6 protein-coding genes are annotated in these 8,184 nt (G+C 60.1%); all 6 read left to right on the forward strand.

Going from position 1 to position 8,184, the window contains the following annotated elements:
* On the forward strand, positions 1-675 hold a 675-nt coding region (locus tag F4V54_RS09410), incomplete at its 5' end, for a peptidase dimerization domain-containing protein (RefSeq protein ID WP_150386966.1).
* A gap of 566 nt (positions 676-1,241) precedes the next feature.
* Entirely contained in the window at positions 1,242-1,868 is a 627-nt protein-coding gene (locus tag F4V54_RS09415) for an endonuclease domain-containing protein (protein WP_170253144.1), read from the forward strand.
* Between the two features lie 492 nt (positions 1,869-2,360).
* On the forward strand, positions 2,361-2,942 hold the full coding sequence (locus F4V54_RS09420) for an acetyl-CoA acetyltransferase (RefSeq protein ID WP_249041279.1): 582 nt from the start codon (positions 2,361-2,363) through the stop codon (positions 2,940-2,942).
* 192 nt (positions 2,943-3,134) lie between these two features.
* Positions 3,135-6,122 (forward strand): Na+/H+ antiporter subunit A, encoded by a 2,988-nt coding sequence (locus tag F4V54_RS09425; protein WP_150386968.1) that lies wholly within the window; start codon positions 3,135-3,137, stop codon positions 6,120-6,122.
* Positions 6,122-6,610: a Na(+)/H(+) antiporter subunit C gene (locus F4V54_RS09430; protein WP_150386969.1), complete on the forward strand. Its 489-nt coding sequence runs from the start codon at positions 6,122-6,124 to the stop codon at positions 6,608-6,610. The genes F4V54_RS09425 and F4V54_RS09430 overlap by 1 nt, the downstream gene beginning before the upstream one ends.
* Positions 6,603-8,184, forward strand: a 1,582-nt coding sequence (locus F4V54_RS09435; RefSeq protein WP_150386970.1) for a Na+/H+ antiporter subunit D, incomplete at its 3' end; no start/stop codon positions are given. The genes F4V54_RS09430 and F4V54_RS09435, both read left to right, overlap by 8 nt.

The following is an 8,184-nucleotide window of genomic DNA, read 5'->3' on the forward strand; positions in this document are numbered from 1 at the left end:
GGCCTCTCCGACGCCCTGACCGCCGCCTGGCCCGGCCAGCCCTACGACGCCGCTGCCTTCCGCGCCGACGCTGGCGTCCTCGATGGAGTGTCCCTTCTGGGCGGAGTGGAGTCTGGCGCTGCTGGTGCTCCTGGTGTTGCCGACATGGTCTGGGCCCGCCCCGCCGTAACCATCATTGGCTTCACTTCTACCCCGGTCAGTGAGGCCGTCAACGCCATCGTTCCCCGCGCCGAAGCCCAACTCAACCTGCGCGTTCCCGCCGACATGGACCCCGCCGCTGCCGCCGAAGCTTTGAAGCAGCACCTCATCTCCCACACCCCGTGGGGTGCCAAGGTGTCCGTAGAGATCTTCGACATCAACCACGGCTTTGCCACCGACCCCTCCCGCCCCGCCATCGCTCTCCTCGGCGAATGCCTACAGGAGTCCTACGAGGAAGGCGCCGGTTCTGACCCCACCGTGACCACACCAACCGACCTGGTCACCGTCGGTTCAGGCGGCTCCATCCCACTGACCGCCACCCTGCAGGAGCACTTCCCCGACGCCACGATTGCCATGTACGGCGTGGAGGATAACCTCGCTGGCATCCACTCGGTTGACGAGTCCGTCCACCCCTACGAAATCGAACGCGTCGCCGTCGCGGAAGCAAAGTTCCTGCAGCGAGTGGCTTCGTTGTAGTCCGCCCCCTGCTGGCCCAGCCCCTGCAGGCCCGGCCCCTCTACGCCTAGCGCCGCCCGCCCCTCTCCCGCAGAACCCGCTATCTACACCCAGCTTTTCGACGATTTTAGGCCGAATAGCTGGATCTAGAAAGCGGGTTTTGGTTTTTCGGGAGGAGGGTGGTGCGGGCGCAAGTCGAGGACTAGCGCGGCAAAGCTTTGCTAACGTCTCCACCAAGAGCGCTCGGGGGGGGAGCGCGCCTATTAGGGGGACCCATGGACTACGTCAAACTACGTAACCTACTTTTGTCACGCGGACAAGCGCACCAGAGCGACTGCGTAAAACTCTCTGCCACCAAGTACATACGCGCCAGCGACTGGGAACAGCTAAAACGCTACGAGCAGGACTACCTCAAGTGCTACGCATCTGGGACAGCAGCACATACAGGCTTACTTGTTGGACGATCCGCCGGGCAATTTTGGGGACTGTGGGTACTACCTCTAAAGAAAGAGTTCGTGGAGCTTGCGCACACATCCGGCAAACCGCCCTCTACTACCCAGTGGCCCCCAGGGGTTATATATCGTCATATGCCTATCGCCAGCGTGGACTACCAGGAGTTCGAGGCCGTTGATGGAACCGGCTCTAGCATCTTGCGTGTAACGACGTTGGAAAGGACGATCGTCGATATCGCTCGGCTGCATGGTCTGCGCCACGGCGTTGCTGCGCTGGACTGGTGGTTGAAGGGAGATACACCGATCAATGTGCAGGTCAAACAAAAACAGATCACGACGACCATCGCGCGGTTGACAGGCAAGAAAGGCATCGCGGTGGCGCGTGAGGCGCTCGTGATGAGTGTCTCGCTGTCGGAGTCGCCGTATGAATCGCTGTTCCGCATCATCCTCTTCGAGAACGGCATTACTGCGCAGCCACAGATGTGGATCGGTCGTCGTGTGCGGGTTGACCTGCTGGTAGACCAACTTGTTATTGAGATCGACGGAGCAATGAAGTACGAAGACCTCACCCACCAGACAGTCCTCAAACAACTCAAACGCGAGAATTGGTTGCGTGAGCAGGGTTACGAGGTTTTGCGTCTCTTCCCCTCGGAGATTCTCCACGATGAGCAGGCCTGTGTTCAGCGCGTGATCGACGCTTATCAGCGTTCCCAATCCCGTGGCCCCGCCCTCACCTCCGCTCAGCCAAGCCGGCGCTTCTAAATGGAACCTGCACTACTGCGACAAAACCAGCTATTAAGATCCAGCTTTTCGACGATTTTAGGCCGATTAGCTGGACCCTAAAAGCTGGTTCTACACCTTGGGGTGGGCGGTGAGGATCCGGGCATCGCGAACGAGACAGCGTGACAACACATCCGCCGCATAGTGTTCCACATAGTGGGATTGGGGGTAGATTTTTTGGGACGGCATTTGTGGCCTTGACCTGCACACACAACAAAACGACATAAGAGTAGCCGAAAAAATTTCTCCCAATGTGTTGCACATCACCAGACTGGTGAGCTACTGTCACAGTCATGGAAAAGCAGATTCTTCTACGAGCTCTAGCGCCCCTAGCGCTAGCGGTGGTACTCAAGGCCACCGACCCCAACGCGGAGTAGCCGACTCCCTGCGGTGTGGGGTAGTGGTCCTTAGCCACCCAGTACTAGCGAGTCGGTACACCCCCAACACAAACCGCAAACGTAGAAGGACATACTCGTGTCTTACACCGAGACTCAGACTCAGCAGACCAGCCAGACTCGCTTCGATGGCTTCACCCCTGCGCCACAACAAGCCGGCCAGCAGACCACGCAGCAGTCAACCCAACCGAATGAGACGCTGGACCCGTTCCAGCTCCGCTACGATACACCACGTCGTTTGCCACGTGAGCTGCGCGAAGAGGCCATGAGCATGACCTGGTCCCTGTTCACCGCCACCTACGCACCGACGCCGACGGTTAAATTCTCCGACATCACCGCTACCCGCGAGAACTGGTGCTACACCACCTACGCTGCGGATGTCACCCGCACCTCGAAGACGTTTCCGCCTCAGACGGAGCACCGCGAGGTCACAGCTTCGGGCCCGGCGCACGCGTTTTCGGCGATGTTGGCGGAGGAGGGTCGTTATGTTGAGATCCTCGAGTTCCACCAGTTTGAGCTTTTCGAGGCAAAGTTCACCGCCATCAAGGTTGCTCATCAGATCAACGAGCGCAACACCGCGTGGGCCGTTGGTTTTGGCACGACCAGCGAAATCTCCATTGCTTCCGCAATGGCCTCGGGTGCGCAGCGCATCTACGGCTAAGTCAAAAGCTAAGCCAACCCTTAGTTGCCATGACACCATCGGGTAAAAATCTGTAGACTGTCTGGGGTTGGCCGCGCCTTCATGACGCGCCTTTTGATTTGGTTTCACGTGTTTCCCAAGTTGGCAGGGTGTGTTTGATAGCTGCTGCATCCTTAACCTAATGACAGAACTTCTCGGGAAGGCCGTGACACCGTGATCACCCTGCTCATAGCGCTTATTGCCGCAACGGCGGCGGCGCCATTCCTAGTTCGTACCCTAGGAAGGCCCGCGTTTGGTTTGTTGGCTCTGGTGCCCGCGGCAGGGTTTTTCTGGTTGGTGTATCACTTCACGGCGGGGACCTTCCACAACGGGGGTGAGATCCTGGCCACGTACCCGTGGATGCCGGGGATGCACCTGAATATTGAGTTCCGCTTGGACGCGTTCGCCGGCCTGTTTGGCCTGATCATCCTGGGTGTTGGCGCTTTGGTGCTGCTGTATTGCTGGGGCTATTTTGATTCGAATCCGCGGCGGTTGAGTATCTTCGCGGCGGAGCTCACCATGTTTGCCGCGGTGATGTACGGGCTGGTGATCTCGGACAACATCTTGATGATGTACATCTTCTGGGAGATTACATCGGTGCTCTCCTTCCTGCTGGTGTCGTACTACGGGGAGAGGGCGTCTTCACGACGAGCGGCGACGCAGGCTCTGCTGGTCACTACCTTTGGCGGGTTAGCCATGCTGGTGGGCATCATCCTGTTTGGCACGCAGACCAATGTGTGGAAGTTCTCGGAAATCCCGGGTCTGACCAACTTAGAAAACATCCCGGGGATCACCGCGGCTGTCATGCTTATCCTGCTCGGCGCGCTGACCAAGTCGGCGCAGGCACCGTTCCACTTCTGGTTGCCCGGCGCGATGGCGGCCCCGACACCTGTGTCCGCGTATCTGCACTCCGCTGCCATGGTGAAGGCAGGGGTGTATGTGGTGGGAAGGTTGGCGCCGGATTTTTCGTCGATAAGCGTGTGGCACGTTGTTGTGCTTCCGGCGGGCGTGTTCACGATGCTGCTGGGTGGCTGGATGGCGCTGAAGCAGCGTGATCTGAAGCTGATTCTGGCGTATGGCACGGTGTCACAGCTTGGGTTTATGACTGCGGTGGTGGGCATTGGTTCGCGCGAAGCCACCATGGCGGGCCTAGCGCTCGTGTTCGCGCATTCGCTGTTCAAGGCGGCGCTGTTCATGATTGTCGGCGCGATCGACCACACCTCCGGCACGCGCGACATCCGCGAACTGTCGGGGCTGGGGCGCAAGGAACCGCTGGTTGGGGTGCTGGCTACGCTCGCGGCGGCATCTATGGCGGGCATTCCACCGCTGTGGGGCTTTGTGGCAAAGGAAGCAGTGCTCGAAACCACCTTGCATGAGGAGCTGCTGGTGGGCATGCCGCGCGATGTGCTGCTTGTTGGTTTCGTTGCGGGCTCGATCCTGACCATGAGCTATTCCCTGTACTTCCTGTGGGGTGCTTTTGCACGCAAACAACCGCAGGACCTCAGCATTGAGTTTGTCGACGGCACCTCCCCCGCCGTCGCCTCCATGAAACCCATCGGCTTCCTGCAATGGGCGCCACCGGGACTGCTGGTCCTGCTGACCATTATTTTTGGACTGGTGCCGAAGCCACTGTCGGCGATTTTCAACCAGTACTTGCATGTGCGTTTCCCGCAGGGTGAACACCAGGACTTGGCGCTGTGGCACGGCGTCACTGTTCCGCTGGCGCTGAGCGCGGTGATCATTGCCACCGGTGCTGTGATCTTCTGGCAGCGCGAACTACTGAAGAAGACGCAGTTTGAGCGTCCGGCCTTGGGGGACGCGGATGATCTTTGGGACAATATGTTGAGGGTGCTGCGGCAGGCGAGCCTGCGCTTGACTGCTTCGACGCAGCGCGGTTCTTTGACCATCAACCTGGCCGTCATTTTCGGTGTGCTGCTGGTGGTGCCGCTGGCGGCGCTTGTGCTTGGGCAGACCACTGATACGCACATGAAGCTGTGGGATAACCCCTGGCAAGGTATGACGGTGCTGGTGATGGTTAGTTGTGCTGTGGCCGCGACGATCATCCGGAATCGTTTGTCCATGGTCATCCTGGTGGGTCTGACCGGCTACGGCTCCGCCGTCATCTTCGCCTTCCATGGCGCGCCGGATCTGGCACTTACGCAGGTGCTGGTGGAAACACTTGTGATGGTGGTGTTCATGCTGGTACTGCGCAAGCTGCCCACCGAGGTGGATGTCCGTGATGCCGACAACCGCCTGCGCGCGTGGCTGGCCGTGGGCACTGGTTTCTCCGTTGTAGTGGTGGCTATCGCGGCGATGTCCGCGCGCATTGCCGAGCCGATCTCCCGGTTCATGCCGGGTCTAGCCTATGACATCGGTCACGGCCGGAACACTGTGAATGTGCTGCTGGTGGACTTGCGTGCCGCGGATACTCTCGGCGAAATCTCCGTCCTGGTGATCGCGGCGACTGGAGTGGCCAGCCTGATTTACCGTACCGAATCCTTCACGCGTGACTCGCGCCGCCCGACCCTGTCCACGCACCGCCCGCGCTGGCTTGCCGCAGGCGTGGAGGGCGAGAAGGCGCAGAACCGCTCCATCATGGTGGATGTGGTCACCCGCCTGCTCTTCCCGGCGATGGTGCTGCTGTCCGCTTACTTCTTCTTCTCGGGCCACAACGCCCCCGGCGGTGGTTTCGCTGGCGGCTTGGTCATGGGCCTTGCGCTGACCCTCCGCTACATCGCGGGTGGCCGTGAGGAACTGGAGGAGGCGCTGCCGGTGGATCCGTCGAAACTGCTTGGCGCGGGTCTGCTGCTCTCCGGTTTGGCGGCGGTGATCCCCATGTTCTTCGGCTACCCTCCGCTGACCAGTGGGTACATCGAGCCGGTGCTTCCACTTATCGGCACGGTCACGATTCCTTCGGCCCTGCTTTTTGATGCCGGCGTGTACACCATCGTCGTCGGCACCACCATGCACACCTTGACCTCCCTTGGCGCCCAGATCGACCGAGAGGAAGATGAACGCAAGGAGCGTGCACGCGACCGTGCTCGCGCGCTGCAGCAGAAGAACGAAGATCGCCGGCGAGCACGTGAGGCGTCCAAGGCCGCAAAGGCCGCTACAGCCACTAAGACCCCTGTGCCCGCAACCAATGCTGAGGAGGCGAAGTAATGGAAGCGAATTTGTTCCTCCTCATCGCATCCGGTGTTCTGATCGCCGCCGGTGTGTACTTGATGTTGGACCGGGCGATGACGCGCATGCTGTTGGGCGTCATGCTCATTGGTAACGGTGCGAATCTCCTGCTGCTGCAGGCAGGCGGGGAGGCCGGTGCACCGCCGATTGTGGATCGTGATTCGGCTGCGGCAGAGCAATCCGCAGACGCACTGGCCCAGGGCATGATCCTCACCGCGATTGTTATTTCCATGGCGCTGGTGTCTTTCATCTTGGCGCTGATGTACAGGCAGTACCGCTACCGCACGGATGACGTGATTGAGCACGATGCTGAAGACCAGGCAATTGCAGCCCGCCCCGCCACTCCGGCGGCGGCTCCGGACGCGGATGCGTCGGATGACCCGGAGACCGGCCGTATGAGTAGTAGTGGCGATGTCTTTGGCCCCCGGTCCTTTGAAAGCCCGGTGAAGGAGGTCGACGATGAATAGCGCGGTCAATAGCCTCGTGAGCAGCCCTAACCTTTTTGAGCAGTACGTTGACTTCCTGCTGCCCTACATGCCCTACCTGATCCCCCTACCGGTGCTCATTCCGGCGCTGGCGGCCGGACTGATCTTGTTGGCTGGTGGCCGCCGTGGGCTGCAGCGCAATATCGCGTTTGTTACTTTCTTGGTGCTGGCGGGCGTTGCGGCATCCATGATTTTGGTGGCGGACATGTCCGGCATTCAGACCTTGCAGATGGGTGGCTGGGACGCTCCCATTGGCATCACGTTTGTGGCGGACCGGTTGTCCGGAATCATGCTGTTTGTGTCCGCCATCGTGCTGTTTTGCGTGATGTGGTTTGCCATCAGTCAGGGTATCCGGGACGGCAATGAGAATGACCCGGTTGAGGTGTTCCTGCCGGTGTACATGCTGCTGTCTATGGGTGTGAACTTGTCCTTCCTGGCGGGTGACTTGTTCAACTTGTATGTCGGGTTTGAGATCTTCTTGGTCGCCTCCTACATCTTGCTCACAATCGGTGCCTCACCCCAGCGTGTGCGCGCGGGCATCAGCTACGTGATGGTGTCCATGGCGTCGTCTATGGTCTTCCTGTTTGCCCTCGGTTTGGTGTATGCCTCCGTGAGAACGGTGAACATGGCGCAGGCGGGTATCCGCTTTGAGGACATCCCGGACGGTACCCGCACCGCGATCTTTGCCACCTTGCTCGTGGCCTTTGGCATCAAGGCAGCAGTGTTCCCGCTGGATGCGTGGCTGCCTGACTCGTACCCCACGGCAGCGTCCCTGGTCACCGCCGTGTTCGCGGGGCTGTTGACCAAGGTGGGCGTGTACTCCATCATCCGCGTCAAAATGACAATGTTCCCGGATGGCTCCTTAAGTACCCTGCTCATGTGGGTGGCGCTGGCCACGATGGTGATTGGTGTGATGGGCGCACTCGCCCAAAACGACATCAAACGTTTGCTCTCCTTCACCCTGGTCAGCCACATCGGTTACATGATCTTCGGTGTCGCACTGGGCACTCCCCACGGTTTAAGCGGTGCGATCTTCTATGCGGTCCACCACATTCTGGTGCAAACCTCCCTGTTTTTGGTGGTCAGCCTCATCGAACGGCAGATGGGTTCCTCCCAGCTGCGCCGCCTCGGCTCGCTGCTGTATACCGCCCCCGTGATCGCGCTGCTGTACATGATCCCGGCGCTGAATCTGGGTGGTATTCCGCCGTTTTCCGGGTTCATCGGCAAGGTGCTGCTCATCCAGGCCGGTGCCGAAGAAGGTTCGTGGCTGTCCTGGGTGCTCATCATCGGCGCTGTAGTTACGTCGCTGCTCACGCTGTACGCGATGATGATCGTGTGGTCCAAAGCTTTTGTGCGCGACCGCAAGGACGCGCCCGAAGGCAATGTCGTCTCGGTGCGCGTTAGCCCACTCGGCGACATTTCGGACACGGTTTCCCTGGATGAAAGCCATGATGCGGGCCGCGTGCCCGCCGGTATGCTCGCTTCCACCGCCACGCTCGTCGCGGCCTCGGTGGCCATCACGTTCCTCGCTGGCCCTATCGCCGCGATCACCGGCC

Source organism: Corynebacterium tuscaniense (assembly GCF_008693065.1).
In the GTDB taxonomy this organism is placed as follows: domain Bacteria; phylum Actinomycetota; class Actinomycetes; order Mycobacteriales; family Mycobacteriaceae; genus Corynebacterium; species Corynebacterium tuscaniense.